Source organism: Lysinibacillus sp. A4 (assembly GCF_024919535.1).
Classification (GTDB): domain Bacteria; phylum Bacillota; class Bacilli; order Bacillales_A; family Planococcaceae; genus Lysinibacillus; species Lysinibacillus capsici.
The window spans coordinates 136,718-160,420 of record NZ_JANWTB010000008.1 but is presented as its reverse complement, the minus strand read 5'-3'; the positions used below and the strand labels follow the sequence as shown (position 1 = coordinate 160,420).

24 protein-coding genes and 1 pseudogene are annotated in these 23,703 nt (G+C 38.4%); 6 read left to right on the top strand and 19 right to left on the bottom strand.

The features are described 5' to 3' along the window. Positions 1-211: 211 nt before the first annotated feature. The 8 genes from ispD to NY607_RS17135 form a co-directional block, all read right to left on the bottom strand. Entirely contained in the window at positions 212-907 is a 696-nt protein-coding gene (gene ispD, locus NY607_RS17170; protein WP_048395541.1) for a 2-C-methyl-D-erythritol 4-phosphate cytidylyltransferase, read from the bottom strand. An 11-nt stretch (positions 908-918) separates the two neighbouring features. Continuing rightward, a complete protein-coding gene (locus NY607_RS17165) occupies positions 919-2,004 on the bottom strand; it encodes a PIN/TRAM domain-containing protein (RefSeq protein WP_066038315.1) in 1,086 nt (361 codons plus the stop codon). A 282-nt stretch (positions 2,005-2,286) separates the two neighbouring features. Next, positions 2,287-3,663 carry a DNA repair protein RadA gene (radA, locus tag NY607_RS17160; protein WP_004233577.1) on the bottom strand — a complete coding sequence of 459 codons (1,377 nt, stop codon included), beginning with the start codon at positions 3,661-3,663 and terminating at the stop codon, positions 2,287-2,289. Between the two features lie 91 nt (positions 3,664-3,754). Further along, positions 3,755-6,199, bottom strand: a complete 2,445-nt coding sequence (locus tag NY607_RS17155) for an ATP-dependent Clp protease ATP-binding subunit (protein ID WP_048395540.1) — start codon at positions 6,197-6,199, stop codon at positions 3,755-3,757. Continuing rightward, positions 6,189-7,298, bottom strand: a complete 1,110-nt coding sequence (gene mcsB / locus NY607_RS17150) for a protein-arginine kinase McsB (protein WP_048395539.1) — start codon at positions 7,296-7,298, stop codon at positions 6,189-6,191. The genes NY607_RS17155 and mcsB overlap by 11 nt, the downstream gene beginning before the upstream one ends. Continuing rightward, a complete protein-coding gene (locus NY607_RS17145; protein WP_004233574.1) occupies positions 7,295-7,837 on the bottom strand; it encodes a UvrB/UvrC motif-containing protein in 543 nt (180 codons plus the stop codon). Before NY607_RS17145 ends, mcsB begins: the two co-directional genes overlap by 4 nt. A 13-nt stretch (positions 7,838-7,850) precedes the next feature. Beyond that, complete coding sequence (locus tag NY607_RS17140; RefSeq protein WP_004233573.1) at positions 7,851-8,321, bottom strand: CtsR family transcriptional regulator; 471 nt, start codon at positions 8,319-8,321, stop codon at positions 7,851-7,853. A 267-nt stretch (positions 8,322-8,588) separates the two neighbouring features. Further along, positions 8,589-8,894 (bottom strand): DUF4870 domain-containing protein, encoded by a 306-nt coding sequence (locus tag NY607_RS17135; protein WP_048395538.1) that lies wholly within the window; start codon positions 8,892-8,894, stop codon positions 8,589-8,591. A 125-nt stretch (positions 8,895-9,019) separates the two neighbouring features. On the opposite strand from NY607_RS17135, the gene NY607_RS17130 reads away from it, so the two are divergent. Both NY607_RS17130 and corA read left to right on the top strand, forming a co-directional pair. Continuing rightward, the gene (locus NY607_RS17130) at positions 9,020-9,703 is read left to right on the top strand and encodes a class I SAM-dependent methyltransferase (protein WP_054548954.1); all 684 of its coding nucleotides are present in this window, start codon (positions 9,020-9,022) and stop codon (positions 9,701-9,703) included. Positions 9,704-9,736: 33 nt separating this feature from the next. After that, positions 9,737-10,699, top strand: a complete 963-nt coding sequence (gene corA, locus NY607_RS17125) for a magnesium/cobalt transporter CorA (RefSeq protein ID WP_259420053.1) — start codon at positions 9,737-9,739, stop codon at positions 10,697-10,699. 44 nt (positions 10,700-10,743) lie between these two features. On the opposite strand, the gene NY607_RS17120 is transcribed toward corA, so the two are convergent. Beyond that, positions 10,744-10,953, bottom strand: coding sequence for a hypothetical protein (locus NY607_RS17120; RefSeq protein ID WP_066038316.1), 210 nt, complete (start codon positions 10,951-10,953; stop codon positions 10,744-10,746). Positions 10,954-11,223: 270 nt separating this feature from the next. Between NY607_RS17120 and NY607_RS24340 the strand changes: the two are divergent. Both NY607_RS24340 and NY607_RS24335 read left to right on the top strand, forming a co-directional pair. Then, positions 11,224-11,784, top strand: a pseudogene (locus NY607_RS24340) (protoglobin domain-containing protein); the annotation flags it as partial. Next, positions 11,767-12,549: a methyl-accepting chemotaxis protein gene (locus NY607_RS24335; protein WP_231595752.1), complete on the top strand. Its 783-nt coding sequence runs from the start codon at positions 11,767-11,769 to the stop codon at positions 12,547-12,549. The pseudogene NY607_RS24340 and the gene NY607_RS24335, both read left to right, overlap by 18 nt. A gap of 37 nt (positions 12,550-12,586) precedes the next feature. Here NY607_RS24335 and NY607_RS17105 read toward each other — a convergent pair whose 3' ends face one another. The 5 genes from NY607_RS17105 to adh all read right to left on the bottom strand — a co-directional run bounded on the left by NY607_RS17105 (position 12,587) and on the right by adh (position 17,914). Continuing rightward, a complete protein-coding gene (locus NY607_RS17105) occupies positions 12,587-13,066 on the bottom strand; it encodes an acyl-CoA thioesterase (protein ID WP_004233566.1) in 480 nt (159 codons plus the stop codon). A 69-nt stretch (positions 13,067-13,135) separates the two neighbouring features. Further along, positions 13,136-14,563 (bottom strand): aldehyde dehydrogenase family protein, encoded by a 1,428-nt coding sequence (locus NY607_RS17100; RefSeq protein ID WP_259420052.1) that lies wholly within the window; start codon positions 14,561-14,563, stop codon positions 13,136-13,138. 43 nt (positions 14,564-14,606) lie between these two features. Then, on the bottom strand, positions 14,607-15,575 hold the full coding sequence (locus tag NY607_RS17095; protein WP_259420051.1) for a DUF4003 domain-containing protein: 969 nt from the start codon (positions 15,573-15,575) through the stop codon (positions 14,607-14,609). Positions 15,576-16,012: 437 nt separating this feature from the next. Beyond that, positions 16,013-16,372, bottom strand: a complete 360-nt coding sequence (locus NY607_RS17090; RefSeq protein ID WP_048395522.1) for a DUF779 domain-containing protein — start codon at positions 16,370-16,372, stop codon at positions 16,013-16,015. 21 nt (positions 16,373-16,393) lie between these two features. Continuing rightward, on the bottom strand, positions 16,394-17,914 hold the full coding sequence (gene adh, locus NY607_RS17085; protein ID WP_004233561.1) for an aldehyde dehydrogenase: 1,521 nt from the start codon (positions 17,912-17,914) through the stop codon (positions 16,394-16,396). A 241-nt stretch (positions 17,915-18,155) separates the two neighbouring features. Here adh and rluF point away from each other — a divergent pair, with 241 nt between their 5' ends. Both rluF and NY607_RS17075 read left to right on the top strand, forming a co-directional pair. Further along, positions 18,156-18,857, top strand: a complete 702-nt coding sequence (gene rluF / locus NY607_RS17080) for a 23S rRNA pseudouridine(2604) synthase RluF (RefSeq protein ID WP_259420050.1) — start codon at positions 18,156-18,158, stop codon at positions 18,855-18,857. A gap of 27 nt (positions 18,858-18,884) precedes the next feature. Continuing rightward, on the top strand, positions 18,885-19,604 hold the full coding sequence (locus NY607_RS17075) for a DUF6904 family protein (RefSeq protein WP_259420049.1): 720 nt from the start codon (positions 18,885-18,887) through the stop codon (positions 19,602-19,604). A gap of 41 nt (positions 19,605-19,645) precedes the next feature. On the opposite strand, the gene NY607_RS17070 is transcribed toward NY607_RS17075, so the two are convergent. The 5 genes from NY607_RS17070 to NY607_RS17050 form a co-directional block, all read right to left on the bottom strand. Further along, the gene (locus tag NY607_RS17070) at positions 19,646-20,143 is read right to left on the bottom strand and encodes a cupin domain-containing protein (RefSeq protein ID WP_131521797.1); all 498 of its coding nucleotides are present in this window, start codon (positions 20,141-20,143) and stop codon (positions 19,646-19,648) included. A gap of 115 nt (positions 20,144-20,258) precedes the next feature. Further along, entirely contained in the window at positions 20,259-20,966 is a 708-nt protein-coding gene (locus NY607_RS17065) for an ABC transporter ATP-binding protein (protein ID WP_048395515.1), read from the bottom strand. Beyond that, complete coding sequence (locus tag NY607_RS17060) at positions 20,966-21,745, bottom strand: ABC transporter ATP-binding protein (RefSeq protein ID WP_131521796.1); 780 nt, start codon at positions 21,743-21,745, stop codon at positions 20,966-20,968. The genes NY607_RS17065 and NY607_RS17060 overlap by 1 nt, the downstream gene beginning before the upstream one ends. Then, positions 21,745-22,680 carry a branched-chain amino acid ABC transporter permease gene (locus NY607_RS17055; protein WP_016992163.1) on the bottom strand — a complete coding sequence of 312 codons (936 nt, stop codon included), beginning with the start codon at positions 22,678-22,680 and terminating at the stop codon, positions 21,745-21,747. The genes NY607_RS17060 and NY607_RS17055 overlap by 1 nt, the downstream gene beginning before the upstream one ends. A 12-nt stretch (positions 22,681-22,692) precedes the next feature. Continuing rightward, complete coding sequence (locus NY607_RS17050; protein WP_131521795.1) at positions 22,693-23,568, bottom strand: branched-chain amino acid ABC transporter permease; 876 nt, start codon at positions 23,566-23,568, stop codon at positions 22,693-22,695. Positions 23,569-23,703 lie beyond the last annotated feature (135 nt).

Genomic DNA, 23,703 nt, shown 5'->3' with positions numbered 1-23,703 from the left:
TTTATTTGAGCATTCCAACTTTTTATTCTCTTCTACGCCTTCGTTTCTAATTCGACTAGCAGTTATGTCATTATTATCATACATATATGGATGAACAGATTACGAAGCAATAAGGCATTCTGACCATATAATTTTTCCCAAACAAAACAAATAAAAAAGACTATCCATCCTTAACAAACTACGAATGAATAGCCTCTATATATAATATTTCTTAATGATTGAATGATCCACGCTTACGCAAAATTGCCTCACCAAATACTAAGTCTTCTTGTGTTGTCATTTTTACATTTTCATAACTACTTTCTACGATGTGTACCTGATGTCCGAGACGCTCCATTAGCATTGCCTCATCTGTCCCAAGAAAACCTACTTTTTCAGCTACGTCCTCCGCTTCCATAATTAATTCAAAACGGAATGCTTGTGGAGTTTGCACCATCCAAAGGCTTTCTCGATCAACCGTTTCCTCTATAATGCCATTCATTGATACTTTTTTCATCGTATCTTTCGCACGAACCCCTGCAATTGCTGCACCATGATGATGCGCGTTCTGTACAAGCTTTGCAATGATATCATGCGTAATAAACGGGCGTGCTGCGTCATGGACAAGCACAATATCTACCTGTTGCATCTCTTTCATGCAAGAATGAACCGAATGCTGTCGCTCAGCACCCCCATCAGGTAAACCCTTCACTTTGGTAATCCTATAGTCCTCTAGCATTTTTTGAATAAATCCACGCTCTTCTGGTTTTACAGCGAGCCAAATACCTGTGCAAGCGGGATCTTGTTGAAACACTTCTAGCGTGTGTACCAGAATAGGTTTCTCTAAAAGCTTTAAAAATAATTTATTTTGCCCTGCACCCATACGCTTCCCACTTCCGGCAGCAGGTAGAACCACTTCATATTGCATTTCCCCACATCCTAATCGTCCTTCGGCTTAGCAAATATCATACGACCTGCTGATGTTTGCAGCACACTAGTAACTGTAACTGTAATTGCCTGTCCGATGTAACTACGACCACCTTCAACCACTATCATCGTACCATCATCTAAATAGGCAACTCCTTGGTTATGCTCTTTGCCATCCTTTATAACCACAACCTGCATATCTTCACCTGGTATAACTACAGGTTTCACTGCATTCGCTAAATCATTGATATTTAACACTTTTACATGATGGAGCTCACAGACTTTATTCAGGTTAAAATCATTGGTAACGATGCATGTATCATTGCCCATTTTTTTTGCAAGACGGACAAGCTTTAAATCTACCTCTTGTACATCTTCAAAATCCTCGTCTGTAATTTCAACTTTTGTCTTACGTTCATCTTGTAATTTTTTTAAAATATCTAAACCACGCCGACCTCTTGTGCGCTTTAAGGTATCAGAAGAATCAGCTATATGCTGAAGCTCTGTGAGCACAAATTGAGGTACAACTAATATACCCTCAATGAAGCCTGTTTCAGAAATATCAGCAATACGACCATCAATAATTACACTTGTATCTAGCAGTTTGTAGCTTCCACGAACCTCTTGAGCTTCAGCACCTTCAGCAGCTTTTTTCTTCGTATTGGTACTACGTAATGTAAAAAGCTGTATGAGCTCATCTCTTTTTCTAAAACCTAGACGGAACCCTAAATACCCTAATACAAATGACAGGATAATTGGAAATACTTCCGAAATAATAGGGAATGGTACACTATCAATGGCAAAGCCTAAAAAGTAAGCGACAATCAACCCAATTATTAAACCAAACGTACCAAATAATAAATCTCCGATAGGAACCTTAAACAGAACTTCTTCCATCCAGCTAATGAGCCTTACAAAGTAATCGGAAAATGCAAAAGATAGTGTAAACAGTAAAAGTGCGCCTAGAGCTACTGATACATAAGGATTATCTAGCCAAGGATTAGATGATAAATGAAGCAATTCGTATAATGGCGGTAAGAAAACAAGGCCCAATGCTCCTCCAATCAGTAAAAACGCAATTTGAACAAATTTTTTCACAAGCTGTCACCTCCTAATTGTTAGTTAAGATTATACATAGTTTACGGTAGAAAATCTTTCATGAGCTCAGTCAAAATCTCATTATTTTTGATGTTGTGAAACAAGGATAAGATAGTTAGACAAAATTTTACAAACTTCTATTTTGTTCGTACTAGATGAAATCCTTTATTCATTCATCAGCTATTATTTAGGACGTTTATTCTTTTATATGAGTTTCCGATATTAGCATTAAAAGTGAAGGAAAATGCATGTCAGAATAATATCCAACATGCACAACCTCCTTTATAACTCTCTAAAGCATGCATTTAGTGCATCTTTTATCGTTTCTACACCAACAATTTCAATTCCCTGCGGAAATTCCCAACCACCAATATTTGAAGAAGGAATGAAAGCTCTTTTAAATCCAAGCTTCGCCGCTTCAATGACTCGCTGTTCTATACGTGATACCCGACGGACCTCACCTGTCAGTCCGACCTCACCAATAAAGCAATCCGTTGCACGCACTGCCTGATCCTTAAAACTAGATACAATGCTTGTCAACACCGCTAAATCTATTGCTGGCTCATCCAGCTTGACACCACCAGCAACTTTAATATATGCATCCTGAGCTTGTAGCATGAGACCCATACGCTTTTCTAGTACAGCCATTAGCAATTGTACTCGATTTTGATCGACACCTGTGGCCATACGTTTAGGATAGTTAAAGCTTGTAGGCGTAACTAAGGATTGAATTTCAACAAGAATTGGCCTTGTCCCCTCCATTGAGGCTACAATAGTTGACCCTGCCGCACCTTGTGAACGCTCCTGTAAAAATAACTCAGAAGGGTTTAGAACTTCCTTTAACCCACCTTGAAGCATTTCAAATATAGCAATTTCATTTGTAGATCCGAAGCGGTTTTTTTGGCTTCGTAAAATACGATGATTATGATGTCTTTCCCCTTCAAAGTATAGTACAGTATCCACCATATGCTCTAAAATACGTGGCCCAGCAATTTGCCCCTCTTTTGTGACATGCCCTACTAGAAAAATAGCAATGCCTTTTGTTTTAGCGATTCGCATCAGCTCGGCTGTACATTCACGAACCTGTGAGACACTACCTGGGGCGCTTGTTACTTCTGGATGAAAAACCGTTTGTATGGAATCGACAATGACAAATTTAGGTTGTACTTCATCAATGGTTTGGTTTAAAAACTCTAGGTTTGTTTCGGAGTATATGTAGAGCTCTTGAGAAATCACTCCTAAACGCTCTGCTCGTAATTTCGTTTGACGAATAGATTCCTCTCCAGAAATATAAAGTACGCGATGCCCTTTATTCGAGAGTAATGCGGAAACCTGTAATAGTAATGTTGATTTCCCTATTCCAGGATCACCCCCAATTAATACTAGAGAACCAGGTACAATGCCACCGCCTAATACACGATTGAGTTCGCCCATTTCTGTTGCTACGCGCGATTCTTCAGTAGCTTCCACTTGGATAATCGGGATTGCCTTTTGAGTAACTGTAGCAGAATGTTGAAATGCTCCACGTGGGCCTTTTGCAACCATTTCTACTTCTTCCACCATTTTATTCCATTCACCACACCCAGGGCATCTTCCCATCCATTTAGCAGATTCATAGCCACAGCCTGAACATACAAATTTCGTTTTTTTCTTTGCCAAATTGCTTTCACCTCGAATATTTGTTCTTATCCTTAATTGTACAGAAAAAAAGACAGCTTGGCACTTAAAGCCTTACTGTCTTTCCTTGAAATTATTTAGAGATGGATACTCCCTCTTTTTTCTTTACAACAAACTCATCGTTTACGTAATCAATGACAACCTGATTACCCTTTTCTACATTACCCTTTAGTAATTCTTCTGATAATCGATCCTCTACTTGTTTTTGTAATGCACGACGTAGTGGACGAGCACCATATTGAGGGTCATAGCCTTCTTCAGCAATTTTTTCAAGTGCTGCATCAGTCAGCTCTAACGAAATGTCTTGCTCTTGCAAGCGTTTTGTTAAAGCATTGCCCATCATCGCAATGATTTCTTTTAAGTGCTCTTTTTCTAATGCGTGGAAGACAATCATTTCATCGATACGGTTTAAGAATTCTGGACGGAATGCTTTTTTCAATTCTTCTAACATCGTACCCTTCATGTCTTTATGCTTAGACTCTGCACCACCTACATTGAAACCAAGGTTCTTTTGGTATTTTAATGCATCCGCACCAACGTTTGAAGTCATAATGACCACTGTATTGCGGAAGTCTACTACACGTCCCTTAGAGTCTGTTAAACGACCATCTTCAAGCACTTGCAATAGAATATTGAATACATCAGGGTGTGCCTTTTCAATTTCATCTAATAAAACGACTGAATATGGCTTACGGCGAACTTTCTCTGTCAGTTGGCCACCATCATCGAAGCCTACATAGCCCGGAGGTGAACCTACTAAACGAGAAGTCGAATGTTTCTCCATGTACTCGGACATGTCAACACGAATCATCGCATCCTCATCGCCAAACATTACCTCAGCAAGTGCTCTTGCAAGCTCTGTTTTACCAACGCCTGTAGGTCCTAAGAAGATAAATGAGCCAATTGGTCGTTTTGGATCTTTTAAGCCTGCTCTTGCACGACGTATGGCACGAGAAATCGCTTCTACTGCTTCTCCTTGCCCTACTACACGTTTGTGTAACTCTTCTTCAAGCTGTAATAACTTCGAAGATTCTTCAGAAGCAATTTTAGCTACTGGGATTCCTGTCCACATTGATACAACTGCTGCTACATCATCCACAGTCACTTTAGATTCGGCTTTACCTTGCTCTTCTTTCCAATTTTTTCGAGTAGCTTCAATTTCATCCTTCAGCTTTTGCTCTGTATCTCTTAGCGCTGCTGCCTTTTCAAATTCTTGACCTGATACGGCTGCATTTTTTTCAGAACGAACATTTTCAAGCTTATCCTCAAGCGCCTTTAAGTTTGGTGGTACTGCGAATGAGCGTAAGCGTACTTTAGAACCTGCTTCATCGATTAAGTCAATCGCTTTATCTGGTAAGAATCGATCAGAAATATATCTATCACTCATTTTTGCCGCTGCTTCAATGGCTTCATCTGTAATTTTCACACGGTGATGCGCTTCATAACGATCGCGTAAGCCTTGAATAATTAGAATAGCCTCTTCCACTGTCGGCTCATCCACTTGGATTGGTTGGAAACGACGCTCTAAGGCCGCATCCTTTTCAATGTACTTGCGGTACTCATCAAGTGTTGTGGCACCAATACATTGAAGCTCCCCACGTGCTAAAGATGGTTTTAAGATATTTGATGCATCAATCGCACCTTCAGCACCACCCGCACCAATTAATGTATGCAATTCGTCAATAAATAAAATGATGTTGCCTGCTTGGCGAATTTCATCCATCACTTTTTTCAAACGATCTTCAAATTCTCCACGATATTTTGTACCTGCAACAACTGTCCCCATATCTAGTGTCATTACACGTTTGTCACGAAGGATTTCTGGCACTTCGTTATTAATAATTTGCTGTGCCAATCCTTCAGCAATCGCTGTTTTACCAACACCTGGCTCACCAATCAATACAGGGTTATTTTTCGTACGACGCGATAAAACTTCAATAACTCGTGTAATTTCCTTGCTTCGGCCAATAACAGGGTCTAAAGTACCTTCACGTGCAATTTGTGTTAAATCACGTGCTAGACTATCTAATGTTGGTGTATTGGCAGCTTGAGCTGCTTGTTGACCAGATTGTGCATTATCATTATTACCTAATAGCAATAATACTTGCTGGCGAGCTTTATTTAAACCGACTCCCGCATTGTTTAAAACGCGAGCTGCCACGCCCTCACCCTCACGTATAAGCGCCAATAATAGATGCTCTGTACCGATATAGGAGTGACCTAGTTTACGTGACTCATCAACAGATAATTCAATTACTTTTTTAGCTCTTGGTGTATAATGAACGATTGGACCGACATCTTCTTTGCCCTTACCAACTAATTCTTCAATGCCAGCTTCAATCATTTGAGGACTAATATCAATGGCTTCTAACGCTTTCGCAGCAATACCGCCGCCTTCACGTATAAGCCCTAATAGAATATGCTCTGTACCGATAGATTCGTGCTTCCAACGAATAGCCTCTTCCTGAGCAAGCTGTAATACTTTTTGCGCGCGTTGTGTAAAACGATTAAACATCATATAAATCCTCTCCTTTTTCCCCATTTATAGGCTTATTCGCATGTTCTTGAGATAATGTCTCACGAAGCATCTCCGCTCGTACACGATCCCGCTCAGCAGGTGGTAATGCCTCACCTGCATAGTGCTGTAAAAAACCTGGTTGCATACTAACAACACATTCATTTAAGGTCGTTGTTTGTATACCATCAATCAATTGTAAATCTACTCCTAAACGAACATTAGATAGGCAAGTAGCAGCTTCCTCACTTGTTAAAATTCTTGCATGTGTAAGGGTACCTAAAGCTCGATATACGCGATCTTCTAGCGCAAGCTCTGCCTTTTCCATTAATTTACCTCTTGCATGCCGCTCTTTTTGAATAATCTTTTCAGCGACGCTTTGTATATCTGCTAAAATATCTTCCTCTGTCTTCCCAAGTGTAATTTGGTTAGACACTTGATAAACATTCCCTAAATTTTCGCTTCCTTCACCATATATACCTCTTACAGTCATTCCTAAGCGTGTCATGGCATTTATAATTTGATTCATTTGCCCAGTTAATGTAAGAGCGGGTAAATGCATCATGACGGATGCTCGTAGACCCGTACCAATATTCGTTGGACAGCTTGTTAAATAACCAAAAGTATCTCGAAAAGCATACGGTAATACTTTCTCTAGGATACGATCAATCTTATTTGCTTGTTCATAAGCACTTTGAAGTTGAAAACTTGCTGTCATACATTGAATGCGTAAATGATCCTCTTCATTCACCATAATGCTAACGGATTCGTCTTCAGAGAGTAGTATAGAGCCCACTTGCTCTTTTTTAGCCAGTTGCGGGCTAATCAAATGCTTTTCTACAAGAATTTGACGCTGTAAAGGGGTTAAATCCTTTATAGCAAAATAAGCATAATCATTTTGAAGAGTTGGGCTATCGCTGACAGCATGTGTAACGGCCTGTTCCACTTGCAGTGCCTCATTTTCTGAAAACGCTAATGGAAAACGATAGCCATCTAAATTTCGTGCAAGGCGGATCCGTGTACTAATGACGATATCTGAGTAATCATCTTTGATATGCATCCAAGTTGGTGTCGCACGCTCTAAAAATGATTCAATCATCATGTCACATCACCACCTTCAAATTGTAGATGCTTCTCTAGCTCTTTAACTTCATCACGTAGCTTCGCCGCTTCTTCAAACTGTTCTTCATCTACGGCGGATTTCATACGCTTGCGGATATCTTCTATTTGCTTTTTAATAACATACACATTACTGCGAGCACCAGGCATTTTTCCAATGTGTTGTGGACCTGCCTGAATACGATTAAAAAGCTTTGGCAAATGATCTCCAAATGTGTCATAACAGCTTGGGCACCCGAATTTTCCTTCTTTTAAAAATTGCTTATACGAAAATCCACATTGTGGGCATGTTTGCTGTTGTGGTTGTACCTGTTGTTTTTCCCCCACCTTTTGCCATGTAGGAGAGCCAAACCAGTTAGACAATAACTGTTGAATAGATACTGGCTCTTGTTTAAACTCTGCATGAAATGGATGGAATTGTGAGGCGCAGACGTCACAATAATGATGCTCTACTTTTTGCCCACTTTGAACTTGTGTTACTGTAACTGTCGCATTACGTTGTTTACAATGTTCGCATATCATTTCCATCACCTCACTATTTTTGTTGTTCATATTTTATTGTTGTCAGCATTGCTCGCAATATTTTTGATCGAATGACATCTCTTAATGGGAGATGCAAGTCGATCGTGGAGCGATCAATTGCTGCTAACATTAATTTCGCTTCTCGCTTGGAAATTACCTGCTCATCAATGAGTCGATAAACCAAATCTTCTGCCATTGTTTGTGATGCCCCACCTTCAATTTGCCTGAGAACATCGTCGATTAGATCAATCTGTGAATTCGCACGGACACGTAAAATTCGAATGTATCCACCACCACCACGTTTGCTCTCAACAAGGTAACCCCGCTCGGCAGTAAATCTTGTATTAATAACATAATTTATTTGTGATGGTACACATTGAAATTTATCAGCGATTTCACTACGTTTAATTTCAATATGCCCTTCCCCACCTAATTCAAGCACTTGCTTTAAGTAACCCTCTATGATGTCTGATATATTACGCATTTTAGGAATACACCTCGCTTGCTTCACTGACTTTGACTATCTTTGACTTTCTTTGAGTATATTATACAAAACGCTTGAAAAAAATTGCAATGATTTCGCCCATAGAAAAGTGGAAAGTCTAGAAAAAGGCTTTTTAAGAGCCGAAAAGAGCCCTTTTTCGATTATTTGTTTACGGTTTAATAATTTCCTTATACACCTAATGTACCCTTATTCGTCATAGAAAAAACGCAAGCATATGCAACTAGCATATACTTGCGTCTATGAAAATTATACCCAGCGACCAACAATTGGATAACGCCAAGGTTCATCAGACAATGCTTTTACGATACCGATGATCGGTACCACAAATACCATAATGCCGAAAATGATTAAAAATGGTAAGCCAATAAGGACAAAGCTTAAACCAACAGAGATAGCAATTAAAACACCCATGACAATTTGGAATAGCAGTGCTTGAATAGAAATTGCCTTTACTTCCTCATCCGAACTAATTAAAAAGAAAATAATGGGCACTAACCATGGCGCAAAAAATGCACTTGCGTGTATGATTACTTTAGACCATTTAGTCTCCATATATATCAACCCTTTCTTTGAACTTTATTCTATGTTTTATGTACTACTATTTACGGAACTATACCCGCAATAGTTTCACATTAAGAAAGATTTTTTAAAATTTTTTTGAAAGGCTGTGAGGAGCGTTGGAATTTAACAACACATTAGCAAATGAATATGAAAAGGGTATTCGCCGTACATTGCCTAGTTATGATGCCATGCTACGTTTAATACAAACTTTTTATCATTCTAGGCTATCAGAAAATGCTAACATGCTAGTCGTGGGAGCAGGAAGTGGCAATGAAATTATACAGCTTGCAGAAGGAAGACCTCACTGGTCATTCACTGGCATTGATCCATCAGAATCCATGCTTACTATAGCTAAAGAGCGTTTACTCACTCTTCCTAATGATATGTCATTCCATCAGGCTACAATACTTGATGCTTCGCTGCCCTCTACTCAGTATGATGCGGCAAGTTGTGTTCTCGTCTTGCATTTTATTCATGATTATAAAGAAAAGCTCGAAACAATAACAGAAATAGCAAGACATTTGAAACCTGGAGCACCATTTGTCCTTGTTTCAAAATATGGTCAGCTAGGCTCTTTAGAAACAGAACTACAATTTGATTTATGGCGTTCTTATTGGCTACAGCATACTAGACTTTCTTTATCCGATGTAGCAGAGATGGAAAAATCCATTCGTTCCCTTTCTTTTATGAGTGAAGAAGAAATTTTAATACTTTTACAAAGTGCGGGTTTTACTAAACCTTCTAGATTTTTTGCCACTACTTTGTTCGGTGGTTGGGTATGCTTTAAAGAGGAGCGCTAACTATTTTGTAGTAAATAATTTGAGGTGAAAACCGTGATAAGCACCATTGGCATTACAAAGCAACAACAATTGTTAAAGGATTTTCCATTAGAAGAGATACATCAGCAAGAATTTGAATGGTATTGGGTTGATTTTAATTGTCCTACAGCCGAGGAGGAATCATTGTTGGATACATTTTTCCACTTTCACCCTCTCGCTATTGAAGATTGCTTAATGAGGTTGCAGCGTCCTAAGCTCGATTTTTATGATGATTTTCATTTCTTTGTCATTCATCGGGTAAACGAAGAGACGTTAGCTGCGGAGGAGGTTAATATTTTTGCCTCCAATAAATTCATCATAACCTTCCATAAAAATTCTGTCCCTGAGATAGAGAAGGTGCAAAAGATGCTGGAAAACCAACCGAAGAATTGGGAGCGAGGTACTGTATACCTAACGTATCAAACTATCGATAAAATTGTTGACAGTTATTTTCCACTCGTTTATAAAATTGAAGATCATCTAAATGCTTTAGAAGGTGAACTTACATACCAAAGTAATGTAAATGCCATGAAAATTGTCTTCGAGTTCCGTAGTGACTTGCTTGACTTAAGACGTACTATTTTACCAATGCGTGATCTCTTATATCGCATTCTCAATTCTTACCGTTTCTCACTAAAAAAATCGGAGAGAGCTTATTTTGGAGATATCTACGACCATCTACTTAAGCTAACAGAGATGGTTGAATCTAATCGAGAGCTTACAGCAGACATGCGGGATAGTTATATGGCTATGAGTTCTAGCAGAATGAATGGCATTATGATGACTTTAACAATTGTATCAACTATCTTTATACCACTTACCTTCATTGCTGGTGTGTATGGGATGAATTTCGATAACATGCCTGAGCTACATGGGCAATACAGCTATTTTATTGTACTTGGGATTATGATAATTATCGTTATCTTTATGTTGGCTGTCTTTAAACATAAAGGCTGGTTTAAACTGTTTAAACCATAAAAAGACTGCTCGTTTTAATGAAAACGAGCAGTTTTTTTAATCTATTAATACGGTCCTCTGTCATCAATCTTATTATCACCCTGCTGTGGAAATAAAAAGTAGGCTAATACCCCTGATCCCAAAGCTGCACATATGGTAATTAATAATTGCTCAATATCTGGTACCTCAGCATGATAGTTTCGTAGCATATAAACAGAACCAATGGCAACAATCACCATGACAGGAATAACAAATTTAAAACGTTTTTTCTCCATACCACCCCTCCTTCCATTTTTTATTTTCGTACGATTTTTAGATTGCTAAACAGTTCGTATTTTACAGGTTTCCTATTTTAAATTCAAATTTACATCGCTTCACCATTTGGACTAACAATAAAGTAAAAAAATAAAGAAATATCCAATTTTTTAACCAAATATTCAGCAAATAATAGTAAAATAGATTTAATCCCATTTATTTATTAAATATACAAACCTAACAAATTTCAAAAGTGCTTATTTACTTACAATTTATTATGGATATTAAGAATGGAGCAAATAATAATGAGTTGGTTTTCAAAAAATAGTAGTTCTAGCTACGCAATTACATTAACACCTGAAAATTTTAAGAGCGGTGTACAGTTAGATGTATTGAACCACCCCAATCTTCAAAAACAATTACAACTTTTAAATTTAACACTTGAGGATTTAGCTATCATTAAGCAGCTACAGCCTTTAGCTAAAGACTTAATTCCTGAAATGGTGGAGAAATTTTATGCAGCCATTAGTTTGAGCCAAGATTTACTTGATATTATTAATAGAACATCACATATTGATCGTTTGAAAATCACGTTACATAAACATTTAAGTGACATTTTTGAAAGTCATATTAATGATGCCTACATTGCTGAGCGAAAAGCCATTGCTGAGGCTCACGTTCGAATTGGCTTGCAGTCAAAGTGGTATATTGCCTCATTCCAGTCACTCACTACTACTTTTGCAAACTTTGTGAACGAGGTGGATATTTCTAAAACAGATGCTATTCGTGCTATAAACGCTTTTTGTAAAATCATTAATTTTGAGCAACAACTCGTGATTGAGGCATATGAAAAAGAGGAAGAACGTATTCGCTCAGCAGCAGATGCAACAAAAAATTCCCTTGTAACGACGATCCAAAGTACTGCAGAAGAGCTTAATGCCATTAGTGAAGAAACAGCCGCATCATTATTAGTGATTTCCTCACAAACAGATGATATTGCTGTAGCAACCAAGCAAGGATTGAACTTCGTAGCAGATACACAAGAAAAATCAAGACGAGGCCAACAGCAATTGAAAGAACAAAATGATTTAATCCAAGTTATTTTGCAAAGTGTCAATGGTCTTGAGGTAACGATGAACCAACTACGTACCTCTTCTCAAAAAATTTCTGAAATCGTTGGGCTAGTTACAGGCATTGCTGATCAAACCAATTTATTAGCATTAAATGCTTCTATTGAGGCTGCACGAGCTGGAGAACATGGGAAAGGTTTTGCAGTAGTGGCTGAGGAAGTTCGTAAACTTGCGGAGGAAACAAAAAATGCCGTCCAAAATGTTTCTCACCTTATTAAGGAAACAGAAAGTAATATTACGACTATGGCTAATTCAGTTACTAATGTTGATCAAAAAATTCAACATAGTGTCAATACACAAGAAAGTTTATCCAAGTCATTTAATGATATTGCTGATGCAGTTTCTGGCATTCAGCAGCAATACGTAAATACATCGAGAGATATTTCAGCTATATCTAATTTAATCACTGAATTATCGCAAGGTGCTACACTAGTCTCTTCTTCTTCCGACTCGCTCATTAATGTTGTCAATGAACTAAATATGTAAAATAAAAAAGGGAACTCATTTGGAGTTCCCTTTTTCCTTAATGCGGCAATGCACGTTTTTGTTTACGGTGCTCTCGTCTTGCTGGCCCAGTTTCAAATAAACGCTTCTCTTCATCTGTTTCAGGATAGATTGAGGGAACTGGTACGGGTTTCCCTTCCTCATTTACTGCAACCATCGTGACAAATGATTCTGTCGTTAATTTTTCCTCGCCAGTCTCAATATTGCGAGAAACAACGCGAACATAAACCTCCATTGAAGAACGTCCTGTAGACGAAACAATACTCTCGATTTCAAGAATATCTCCTACATGTGCAGCGGATAAAAAATCAACCGAGTCAATAGAAGCTGTCACTACAAGGCCTTTCGCATGTTTCATTGCTGTAATAGCAGCAATTTCATCAATATAAGCTAACACTCTTCCACCGAAAATAGAATTGTGATTATTTGTGTCTGGGGGTAATACGAGACGCGATTGAACCGTACGTGATTGGCTCATGGGTACAGCGTTGTTTGGCATAATTCTTGCAACTTCCCTTCTCATGTTGTTCTTTCGTCATCGTATCGCAGAAAAAGAGCTGATGCAAATTTAGAACGATTTTTTCATCGAAATAAATTTCATATCAGTCATTTCTTCTATAGCCCACTTAATTCCTTCACGTCCATAACCACTCATCTTTACTCCACCATATGGCATGTTATCTACTCGGAATGTCGGAATATCATTAATAATGACAGCACCAGCCTGTAATTCATCTGCTGCATATAAAGCATCTGACAATATATTCGTGTAAATACCTGCATTTAGGCCAAGGTCCGACTCATTTACAAGTCGAATTGCGTCGTCTAATGTTTCATATGAAACAATTGAGACGATTGGTGCGAATGTTTCCTGACAAACAATTTTCATATCAGCTGACACATTCTTCATAACTGTTGGCGTTAAAGTACGTTCAGTAAATACGCCTCCAGTTGCAATCATAGCCCCCTGTTCTTGTGCCTCCTCAATCCATTCCCTAATACGTTCCACTTCATTTGGATTTATCATGGCACTAACATCTGTTGTCTTCTCTAATGGATCTCCTACTATAAGCTTTTCTGTTTCTGCAACAAATGCTTTAGTAAATTCATCAATAATGGAGGAATGCACATATATACGTTGTAACGAAATGCATACTTGTCCAGCAAAGTTAAAAGCCCCGCTTACACAACGACTGATAATTTTATTTATTGGCGTAGATGGTTCGACAATTACTGCAGCATTAGAACCCAGCTCTAAAGTTACTTTACGTAAGCCTACTTTTTCTTTAATCTTCAAACCAACCTTACCACTACCAGTAAAGGTTACTTTTTTGACATATGGATGTGTGACAAGCGTATCACTAAGCTCACCCCCACTTCCTGTCACAATTTGTAATGCCCCATCGGGTAATCCTGCATCTCGGAAAATTTCTGCCATAACGATAGCACTTAGTGGCGTTTGTGTTGCTGGCTTTAATACAACTGTATTGCCCACTGCAAACGCTGGGCCTAACTTGTGTGCCACTAAATTGAACGGAAAATTAAATGGCGTAATGGCTGATATTACACCTAAAGGTTCTCTTTTTGTCCAGCCAATTCGATCTCCTGCTCCAGGGGCTGCATCCATTGGAACAGTCTCACCTTTTGCCTGTTTAGCTCCTTCAGCTGCAAATTGATAGGTTGCGATTGTACGGTCAATTTCAGCTAAACCTGCAACAATAGGTTTTCCAGCCTCTAAGGCTAAAATCTCTGCAAGTTCTTCTTTTCTTTGTCGCATTATATCAACAACTTTATATAATATTTCGGCACGTTCGTAGGCTGTTGTCTTTTTAAACGATTGGAATGCCTGCTGCGCACCTTCGATAGCTTTTTCTACATCTTGAATAGATGCTTTAGCTACATGAGCAATAACCTCACCGCTATATGGAGAAGCTAGCTCATAGCTTTCCTCTGCATCATGCCACTGACCATTAATCCAAAGTTTTGTATCCTTCATCCTTCAAATGCACCTCCAAATAATCATGTTCTTCTTTATTCTATCACGAAGAACTTGAACTAGACGCAATGGCAGCTGCACTAACCGCTGCAATCATTGCTGCTTGCTGTGCTTGGATTAATAGCTCAATAGAAGACATAATGGTCATGGACAAAGACTTTTGTACCTTTGCCATATCATAAATAGCAAATTGTACAGCCATAAAGAGCACAAATTCACGATGCCATTTTAATAACTTCATGTCTTTTAATTCATGGTATAAATCAATCAACCCTTGAAGTTGTGCTTTATCCAGGTTAAGTATGGCTAAAAAGCCAAGTAAAGGATAATGCATAGCCTTGACTTTAACGTTTTGCTTTTTGAGCCCATCACGAAGGGTTACAACATCGGGTACTAGCTGACCATCAAATTTGGGTGATAAAAATGTTAATACCTGTGAAAGCCATTGGAGTTCATTGCCAGCATTAAAATTAGATGTTCTTAGTTCTTTATAGTATCGATTCATGGTATCCGCGCGCAATTCAACATCATCAGATGGACTGCTTAATAATATGACATAAGGAATGTCCTCATATGAGGTTAAAAATGGATGATGTTTACGAATAGCATCAAATAAGACTCTTGCCGCCTGTGCATGCGTCTTTTTATCCTGTTCATCTTCCGTCAAGAATTGTGCTCCAATATAGCTAAAATTGCCGCTTCTGAATTTCGCTTCCTTTAAGATGCTCACATTTGTAAGTAAATTCTTCACTGCCTTTTCTGCATCATCTTGCTCCATGAGGTTGGCAGCAATACTATATCCAACGGTTGTCCGTAAAGGAGACAGCCATGAAGATTGCTTCTTCATCTCTTGTAAAACATTTTTATACTTCGTTGCATCAAAAGTTTTTCCTGAGGCTACAAATGTACTAGCAATAGCTAATACAATTTTACGGTCCACCGTCCAGCCTGCAGCCTTTGATACCTCCTCTACTGTATTGGCAAATTCATTTTCAATCATCACATAATCCATATTTATCACACTCCTTTACCCGTTTTACGTAACATAATGTGAGAAAGATTCACCCTCTTTGTAACAATTAACATAAAAAGTAAACATAATTTAATGTATGTTACTTACTTTATTTGATTTAATAGAAAATATTAACAACCTATAAAGGAGGTATGGCCGATGTTAGCAAAAACCACAAAGAAACTATTATTTACCATGACCTTAAAGGATCGATTAAATCTATTCCTTTTCCTAAAAAATTCATCCAATAATATCGCTTTACATACTCTTTTCCATAAAAATTAATATCAAAACACTTGAACGACCAAAATCAATATTCATCATTCCTATAAGAAAAGAGTCATGTGTCCTAAAGCCTCCCTTTCCATACAATAACTTTTCTACTTCCAGATAAAAAAACAGCGGCAGAAAAACTTTGCCGCTGTACAGATAACTTGTTAAATTAACCCTAGCTCTTGCAGTTCTTCAGAGTTGAAGGCTCTTGACCTTGTTAGGAAACGTTTTCCTTCTACGCCCTCGAGTGAAAACATGCCGCCTCTGCCGTCCACCACATCCAATATGATTTGTGTATGCTTCCAGTAATCATATTGATTTTTGTGCATATAGAAAGGGGCACCACCCACTACACCAAGGCACACATCCTGATCTCCTATTAGCAAATCCCCTTCTGGATAACACATTGGTGAGGAGCCATCACAGCATCCGCCTGATTGATGAAACATAACGGGCCCATGTTTCTCTTTTAATAGATCGATTAGTGCTAGCGCTTCTTCCGTAGCTAATACACGTTCAACCACGCTAATGCACCTCCCTACGAATTAGAAGAAACCAAGTTTGTTTTCGCTATAGCTAACTAATAAGTTTTTCGTTTGTTGGTAATGCGCTAACATCATTTTATGATTTTCACGACCAACACCCGACATTTTGTAGCCACCGAATGCAGCATGTGCAGGATATGCGTGGTAACAGTTTGTCCAAACACGACCAGCTTGAATTTCACGACCGAAGCGATATGCCGTATTTATATCTCTCGTCCAAACACCTGATCCTAAACCATATAATGTATCATTCGCAATTTCCAATGCTTCCTCTTTCGTTTTAAATGTCGTGACAGCAACTACTGGTCCAAAAATTTCTTCTTGGAATATACGCATTTTATTATGTCCTTTGAAAACAGTTGGTTTAATGTAGTAGCCATTTTCGAAGCCTTCACCTACATTATTTTTGTCTCCTCCAATTAGACATTCTGCACCTTCTTGCTTACCAATATCTAAATAAGAAAGAATTTTTTCCATTTGCTCACTAGATGCCTGTGCACCCATCATTGTGTTTGGATCAAGTGGGTTGCCAACTTTAATGGCTTCTACTCGCTGTAATACGCGCTCCATAAATTTATCGTAAATTGATTCCTGAATCAGTGCACGGGAAGGACAAGTACATACTTCCCCTTGATTTAGAGCGAATAGCACAAAGCCTTCAACAGCTTTATCTAAAAAGGCATCATCTTTATCCATAATATCTTCAAAGAAAATGTTTGGCGACTTACCACCCAGTTCTAATGTTACTGGAATAAGGTTTTGAGAAGCATATTGCATAATTAAACGCCCTGTTGTTGTCTCACCTGTAAAGGCAATCTTACCAATGCGTGGATTTGATGCAAGCGGTTTCCCTGCTTCTAAGCCAAATCCATTCACAACATTAATGACACCTGGTGGTAGTAAATCTTCTATTAATTCTAAAAGCACCATAATAGATGCTGGTGTTTGTTCTGCAGGTTTTAATACGACACAGTTTCCAGCTGCAAGTGCTGGCGCAAGCTTCCATACAGCCATTAATAACGGGAAGTTCCAAGGTATAATTTGGCCAACTACGCCAATTGGCTCGTGGAAATGATAAGCAACTGTATCGTTATCTATTTGGCTTACTGAGCCCTCTTGAGCACGTAATACCCCAGCAAAATAACGAAAATGATCAATTGCAAGAGGGATGTCTGCATTTAATGTTTCGCGTACCGCTTTACCGTTATCCCATGTTTCAGCAACGGCTAGCTTTTCTAAATTTTGCTCGATACGGTCCGCAATTTTAAGTAAAATGTTTGCGCGTTCTGTTGGTGATGTTTTACCCCATGCATCCTTAGCAGCATGTGCCGCATCTAATGCATGTTCAATATCCTCAGCTGTGGAACGTGCTATTTGTGTAAAAACTTGTCCAGTAACAGGAGTAACGTTATCAAAGTATTGACCCTTCACTGGGGGTGTCCATTCGCCACCGATATAATTATCATATTTCTCTTTGAATTGAACTACCGATCCTTCAGTGTTTGGAAATGCATAAACCATTTTACTTCTCCCCTTTACACAATTTAATGAGAACTATCTACAAAAAACGTTATTTTATATCGGAATAACAATATTTTCATAGAAACCCTCTCACCTAATATATTGTCAGAAACATAAAATAATTTCAACTTTTTCAAAAACTTTTCCAACTAATTTATTTTTGCTAGAAAAGCTTCTAGCATTCACTGTATGTGCGACGTTAAGGTATACTTAAAAATAATATAAAATATAGGAGAACAATATGCGTATTAATAAATATTTAAGTGAAACAGGCATCATATCTCGTCGTGGTGCTGATAAATGGATAGCAGAAGGAAAGGTAACAATTAACGGAGAACTGGCAACAGTTGGTAGTCAAGTTGAAACAGGAGACATTGTTTGCGTGAATGGAAAAGAGGTAAAGAAAGAACAACAGCTTGTTTACATTGCTCTAAATAAACCTGTCGGCATTACAAGTACGACAGAGCGTCATATAAAAGGCAATGTTGTTGATTTTGTCAATCATCCTCTACGTATTTTTCATATCGGGCGTCTTGATAAGGAATCAGAGGGGCTATTATTATTAACGAATGATGGTGATATCGTCAATAAAATTCTACGTGCTGAAAATCATCATGAAAAAGAATACATTGTTCAAGTTGATAAGCCTATAACTGCGCAATTCATCCAAAAAATGGGTGAAGGTGTCGATATTTTAGATACAACAACCTTACCATGCCATGTGGAAAAGATTTCAGATAAAGTATTTAAAATCATTTTAGAGCAAGGCTTAAACCGCCAAATTCGCCGAATGTGCTCAGCACTAGGGTATTCCGTTAAGCGTCTACAACGCATTCGTATTATGAATATTAAGCTTGGTAATTTAAAGGTAGGGCAATGGCGTGATTTAACGGAGAAGGAACGAACAGAACTATTCAAACTACTCAATTACACACCAAAATAGATACATCCAAAGGGAGGGACGAGGACTATGATATCCATTCAAAGCACAGAACAACTAACAGGGGTACGAATTAGCGCGGATTATTGGGATTTAGATGAACTAATTAATGCTATTTATAAAGTAACTGGTGACGAAAATAAATACTATGATTATCAGGGTCCTCGACTACGTATTTTAAGCGTTTGCTATAAACTAAGACATGCTATGCTTGGTGAGCATCACCTAGAGTTTGTTAGTAATGGACTTAATAAGAGTGTTCTAACACAACATGAACTCATCTTTCCAAATAAGAATGTCTATTTTTCAACAGAAATTCTTTGGCCAGAAATTATCTTTAGTGCAATCGCATTAAATGATTTTATTGAACTGCACCAAAAATTAAACAATGCTTCTATATGGAATCATGAGATAGCTATTATACGCAAATTTCAAGCGGCTATTGCTGAATGTTTAGAGCAGGAGATAAGTGACGAAGATTATGGTGTGTTTTTAAAAATGTTACATGCTAAAAATCCCTTAACTTTCCGTTTTGCAACTCAATACGTGGATATTCTAAATCTAGAATATATTGAATTAAGTAAAGAGGAACGTCAGGCACATTTAGCTGCATTTGCTGTGCGATTACTGGTAGAGGACCATGAATATGTAGCATTAAAATCCCATCTAATGGAAGCAGCTATTGCAACGAAACAAGCATTACATGATATTCAAATTCAACTTAATTATCCTGAAGAAATATTGTGGTGAACGAATCATGCCGTCTCAAAATAATCGAGACGGCTGTTATTCTATTCAATTGTTTTGTAGGCCATTTTATAAATAACTTCCTGGTGCTGAGGATAATCTGCTAAAAGCTCTTCCTGTGTGAACAATTCAAAGTCCTCAAAGTCAAAGCCTGGCGCCACCATACATCCGACTAAACTAAACGTTTCAGATTCCTCCACCGACGAGCCGAAAATTGTATGCTTTGGTACTGCAAGCTGAGGGACTTCACCCGCTTCTATATTCAAGCCAAGCTTCTTCGCTTCATATGTCCCATCTGGGAAAATCATATGAACGGTTAGAGGGCTTCCTGCGTGATAATACCATAGCTCGTCCGATTGTAGACGATGAAAATGTGAGATATCCTGTGAGCGCAGGAGGAAATATATACTAGTATAAATTGGTCTCTGTACATCTCTCACTGCTATATCGTCCGATGCACGAAACGATGAAATGTAATAGCCCCCTTCAGGATGTTCGGCTAACTTTAAATGTTCAATAAAATATTGTGCTGAATACTTCAAAAAGCATCACTCCTTTTTTCAACCTTACCAAAAAGTAAAGTGGAAATGCTACCTCTGATTTTCTTTCAACATACAAGCCAAAAAGGACATCTCAGCATGAGATGTCCTACCATTTTTATAATCCGCCTAAATAAGCTGCCTTTACTTGCTCGCTCTCTTGTAGCTCTTTTGCTGAACCAGATAAAACAATACGCCCTGTTTCCAGTACATATGCACGGTTAGCGACAGATAATGCCATATTAGCATTTTGCTCTACAAGTAATACGGTTGTTCCTTCTTTATTAACCTGCTCAATAATATTGAAGATATTTTTCACCATCAACGGTGCAAGACCCATCGAAGGTTCATCCATTAATAACAGTTTTGGTTTTGCCATTAAGGCGCGCCCCATCGCCAGCATCTGCTGTTCCCCACCAGACAATGTACCTGACTGCTGTTTTCGGCGCTCTAATAATCGTGGAAATAACTCGAAAACATGATCCATATCTTTCTTAATACCTGCTTTATCATTACGCAGATACGCACCAAGCTCTAAGTTTTCCTCAACTGACATATTGGCAAAAACACGGCGTCCTTCTGGAACGTGAGAAATCCCTGATTTAACAATAGTCTGTGCCGCTTTCCCAGCTATCGAAAAGCCTTCGTATTCAATAATGCCACCTTTTGGCTTTAATAAACCTGACAATGTCTTTAAGAGCGTGCTTTTTCCAGCACCGTTTGCACCGATTAACGTTACAATTTCACCCTCGTTTACTTCTAAAGAGAGGCCCTTTAATGCTTGGATGTTGCCATAAAAAACATCGATATTTTGTACTTTTAGCATTAGCCGATAACCTCCTCACCAAGGTACGCTTCTATTACCTTTGGATTGTTGCGAATTTCTTCTGGTGTTCCGTCAGCGATTAATTGTCCGTGATCAAGTACGTAAATGCGCTCACAAATACCCATAACTAAGCTCATATCATGCTCAATCAGCAATATTGTTAAGCCGAACTCTTTACGAATAAATGCAATTAGCTCCATTAAATCATGGGTTTCTTGTGGGTTCATCCCTGCTGCTGGTTCATCCAATAAAAGCAGTTTGGGATTTGCCGCTAACGCACGAGCAATCTCTAAACGACGTTGCATCCCGTATGGCAAATTCTTAGCTAGCTCGTCTTTATAGACATCTAAGCCAAAGATTTTTAAGAACTCAATGGACTGTTGCTCCATTTCGGCCTCACCTTTGAAATGCATAGGTAAACGAAAAATAGAAGCCCACATAGAATGCTTTGCAAGTGAATGATTGGCTACCTTTACATTGTCAAGAACAGATAGCTCTTTAAATAATCGAATATTTTGGAACGTACGGCTGATCCCTTTCTGTGTAACCTGATAGGGTGCAAGTCCATTCAATTTCAGACCATTAAAAGTAATTGTACCTTCCGTAGGTGTATATACCCCTGTTAACATATTAAAGCTAGTTGTTTTCCCAGCTCCGTTTGGCCCAATAAGTCCTACCAACTCGCCTTGGTTAAGGTACATATTAACACCCTGTACTGCCTTTAAACCACCAAATTGAATACCCATATTTTCAACATTGATAAGAAGGTTTCCAGTCATTATTTCGTACCTCCCTTTTTACCAAACTTAAATAATTGTGTTATCTCTTTCGTTCCCATTAAGCCTGTTGGACGATAAAGCATCACGATAATTAATACTAAACTGTAAATAATCATACGCGTTTCTGGGAAGTTTGCTAGATAAGTAGACACGACTGTTAGGAAAATCGCTGCAATCACTGAACCAGAAAGACTTCCTAAACCACCAAGTACAACGTAAATTAAAATATCAAATGATTTTAAGAAACCGAATGTTGTCGGTTGGATAATGTAAAAGTTATGTGCAAAAATGGCTCCCGCTAGACCTGCGAAGAAAGACCCAATAGCGAATGCAACAACTTTATAGTAAGTTGTGTTAATACCCATCGCATCTGCTGCTATTTCATCTTCTCGAATGGAAATACACGCACGCCCATGACGAGAATTTGTAAAGTTTGAGATCACTAGAATCGTTAACACTACGCCAAAGAATGCGTATGTCCAGTTCGATAAATATTTAACCTGCATCCCTGCGGCGCCACCAACATAATCCGTATTTAAAAAGATAATACGAATAATCTCTGCAAATCCAAGTGTAGCAATCGCTAAGTAATCCCCTTTTAAACGAAGCGTTGGAATCCCTACGATTAAACCAGCAACTGCTGCTGCTACAGCCCCTAATAGGATGGCCAATGGGAATGGTAACATTAACTTTGTTGTAATAATAGCTGATACATATGCTCCCACTGCAAGGAATCCAGCATGCCCAATTGAAAACTGTCCAGTAACACCAATAACAATATGCAAGCTGACAGCCAACATGATGTTAATACACATTGTGATCAACATATTTTTATAGTACAAATCAATTACTTCTGTTGTAATCAACAATTGTACAACTGCATAGATGACTAGCGCTATTACGGCATAGCCCCAGAAAACTTTAGACTTTTTCATAAAACCGCTCACCTACACTTTCTCACGGGCGTTTTTACCAAAGATACCCGATGGTCTGAAGATTAAGATTAAAATTAAAATAACGAATGCCGCTGCATCACGCCATAACGAGAAGCCAAGTGCACTTACTAAGGACTCTACAACACCTAGTAACATACCACCAACCATAGCGCCTGGGATGATACCAATACCACCAAGAACAGCTGCGATAAATGCTTTAACCCCAGGAATAACACCCATTAACGGGTCAATTTTTGTATAATAAACCCCAAAGATAACACCTGCTGCGCCAGCTAAAGCTGAACCAATCGCAAACGTTGCAGAGATTGTATTGTCAACGTTAATACCCATTAAGCGAGCTGCATCTGCATCGTGGGAAACAGCACGCATCGCTTTACCGATTTTCGTTTTATGTACGATGAATTGTAAAAGAATCATCAGTACAACTGCGACTGATAAAATTAAGATGGAAGTACTACTGATTTGAACGCCAAAAATATCGAATGATTTATTTTTGAAAACTTCAGGATATGCTGCTGGTTGAGCACCTCTGAAGAAAATCGTTGTATATTCAATTAATAGCGATACACCTATCGCTGTAATTAAAGCTGCAATACGTGTCGCATTTCGTAAACGTTTATAGGCAATACGTTCAATTAATACACCAAAAATTGCACAAACTAACATCGCCAATAATAATGCTGGGAAGAAACCAAGCTCCCATTTAGCAATAGCGTAAAAGCCAATAAATGACCCAATCATGAAGACATCACCATGAGCAAAGTTAATCAGCTTGATAATACCGTATACCATCGTATACCCTAACGCTATTAACGCGTAGATACTTCCAAGTGAAATACCGTTCACAAGTTGCTGTATCCATTCCATGCGCATTCACTCCTTTAAATTTTCTGAAAATTGAAAAATAAGTACATAGATCGATACTAAAAGTTATGTTTTGCTCTACGATTCTAGTTATCTAACACACAAAAAAGGAAGGCGTGTTTACCCGCCTCCCCCTTG

What these genes read in the sequence shown, in the direction of transcription:
- NY607_RS17075 (WP_259420049.1), top strand. Translation starts at nt 18,885, where the DNA reads ATGATATCCATTCAAAGCACAGAACAACTAACAGGGGTACGAATTAGC.
- NY607_RS17120 (WP_066038316.1), bottom strand. Translation starts at nt 10,953, where the DNA reads ATGGAGAAAAAACGTTTTAAATTTGTTATTCCTGTCATGGTGATTGTT.
- NY607_RS17065 (WP_048395515.1), bottom strand. Translation starts at nt 20,966, where the DNA reads ATGCTAAAAGTACAAAATATCGATGTTTTTTATGGCAACATCCAAGCA.
- NY607_RS17100 (WP_259420052.1), bottom strand. Translation starts at nt 14,563, where the DNA reads ATGAAGGATACAAAACTTTGGATTAATGGTCAGTGGCATGATGCAGAG.
- mcsB (WP_048395539.1), bottom strand. Translation starts at nt 7,298, where the DNA reads ATGATGATTGAATCATTTTTAGAGCGTGCGACACCAACTTGGATGCAT.
- NY607_RS17060 (WP_131521796.1), bottom strand. Translation starts at nt 21,745, where the DNA reads ATGACTGGAAACCTTCTTATCAATGTTGAAAATATGGGTATTCAATTT.
- NY607_RS17155 (WP_048395540.1), bottom strand. Translation starts at nt 6,199, where the DNA reads ATGATGTTTAATCGTTTTACACAACGCGCGCAAAAAGTATTACAGCTT.
- NY607_RS17135 (WP_048395538.1), bottom strand. Translation starts at nt 8,894, where the DNA reads ATGGAGACTAAATGGTCTAAAGTAATCATACACGCAAGTGCATTTTTT.
- NY607_RS17145 (WP_004233574.1), bottom strand. Translation starts at nt 7,837, where the DNA reads ATGATATGCGAACATTGTAAACAACGTAATGCGACAGTTACAGTAACA.
- rluF (WP_259420050.1), top strand. Translation starts at nt 18,156, where the DNA reads ATGCGTATTAATAAATATTTAAGTGAAACAGGCATCATATCTCGTCGT.
- NY607_RS17055 (WP_016992163.1), bottom strand. Translation starts at nt 22,680, where the DNA reads ATGAAAAAGTCTAAAGTTTTCTGGGGCTATGCCGTAATAGCGCTAGTC.
- NY607_RS17050 (WP_131521795.1), bottom strand. Translation starts at nt 23,568, where the DNA reads ATGGAATGGATACAGCAACTTGTGAACGGTATTTCACTTGGAAGTATC.
- NY607_RS17140 (WP_004233573.1), bottom strand. Translation starts at nt 8,321, where the DNA reads ATGCGTAATATATCAGACATCATAGAGGGTTACTTAAAGCAAGTGCTT.
- ispD (WP_048395541.1), bottom strand. Translation starts at nt 907, where the DNA reads ATGCAATATGAAGTGGTTCTACCTGCTGCCGGAAGTGGGAAGCGTATG.
- NY607_RS17105 (WP_004233566.1), bottom strand. Translation starts at nt 13,066, where the DNA reads ATGCCAAACAACGCTGTACCCATGAGCCAATCACGTACGGTTCAATCG.
- NY607_RS17095 (WP_259420051.1), bottom strand. Translation starts at nt 15,575, where the DNA reads ATGGATTATGTGATGATTGAAAATGAATTTGCCAATACAGTAGAGGAG.
- adh (WP_004233561.1), bottom strand. Translation starts at nt 17,914, where the DNA reads ATGGTTTATGCATTTCCAAACACTGAAGGATCGGTAGTTCAATTCAAA.